Raw genomic sequence first — 1,136 nt, 5'->3', positions numbered from 1 at the left:
AGGCTTTCAAGTGGTACCGCCTCGCTGCCGAGCAGGGACACACGCAGGCTCAAGTCAGGCTGGCCCAGCTGTTTGCAAAGGGTCTTACCGACATCGCGCCCGACCAGGTGCAGGCATACCAGTGGATGAGTCTGGCCGCAGCGTCGGGAGAACCGACAGCAGCAAAAGTCGTTGCAGACTATGCAGCTCAAATGAAGCCCGAACAGTTACAGCAAGCCCAGCTGCTGGCCGAGGAATGGCAACGCCGGCAAGGCACAAAGTAATTCGTCTTTGGTAGGCGCAGGACGTAACCGCCGAGTAAGGTTTATCCCGGTTGATCGCTGCCCGATATAACAGGTGGAAAATGGACAAGACTATTTATTCCAAAAAGATTGCCGAAAGCCTTTCATCTGGCAATCATCCTAAAGAGTTCGCAACGCTCTTTGTCGCGCTGCTCCGACAGCTAGCGATGGGGGGACCTGTATCACGCGAAAAGCTCGCCGGCGCACTCGGATGGTCTGGAGCGAGAGTTGCAACGGTACTTGAGCAGGCACCTGGTACGGAATATGACGACGAGGCCAATATCATTGGACTGGGGCTGACACTACGTGAAACCTCTCACGTTTTTGAGGTGGATGGCCGTCATTTGTACACATGGTGTGCGCTGGACACCTTGATGTTTCCCGCCTTGACCGGCAAGATTGCCCGTGTCACTTCCCGCTGCGCCGCCACCGGTAGGCCGATCACTCTCACCGTTGCACCAGAAGCAGTGCTTCATGTCGAACCGGCAGAAGCAATGGTTTCACTGCGAACTCCGGATACTTCGCCCGACATTCGTTGTTCGTTTTGCTGTCATGTGCATTTCTTTGCGTCTCCGTCTATTGCAAATTCGTGGGCTTCGACCCACCAAGGGATTGAGGTCGTGCCTGTCGAGAGTGCGTTCGACCTTGGTCATGATGTCGCGCTTAAGCTGCTAGAGGACTGCGAGGAAAGCCCAGTATGAATGCGTACTCGATATCGAAGCTGGCTGATGATGCTTGCGTCAGCGTGCATGTCGTGCGCGACTACATGATACGCGGCTTGTTGCACCCTGCTCGGCGAACCGAAAGTGGCTAGAACATTTTCGATGACAAAACACTCGGAAGGCTGCGGTTTCT

2 protein-coding genes and 1 pseudogene are annotated in these 1,136 nt (G+C 55.0%); all 3 read left to right on the top strand.

Going from position 1 to position 1,136, the window contains the following annotated elements; genetic code table 11:
- A pseudogene (locus tag C4K88_RS18130) lies at nucleotides 1-263 on the top strand (hypothetical protein); the annotation flags it as partial.
- A gap of 80 nt (nucleotides 264-343) precedes the next feature.
- Nucleotides 344-982 (top strand): organomercurial lyase MerB, encoded by a 639-nt coding sequence (merB, locus tag C4K88_RS18125; protein WP_011405610.1) that lies wholly within the window; start codon nucleotides 344-346, stop codon nucleotides 980-982.
- Complete coding sequence (locus tag C4K88_RS18120) at nucleotides 979-1,095, top strand: MerR family transcriptional regulator (RefSeq protein ID WP_031943118.1); 117 nt, start codon at nucleotides 979-981, stop codon at nucleotides 1,093-1,095. Before merB ends, C4K88_RS18120 begins: the two co-directional genes overlap by 4 nt.
- Nucleotides 1,096-1,136 lie beyond the last annotated feature (41 nt).

The organism is Arthrobacter pityocampae (assembly GCF_002927275.1).
Lineage (GTDB): Bacteria > Actinomycetota > Actinomycetes > Actinomycetales > Micrococcaceae > Arthrobacter_D > Arthrobacter_D pityocampae.
This window is presented reverse-complemented; position numbering and strand designations above follow the sequence as displayed.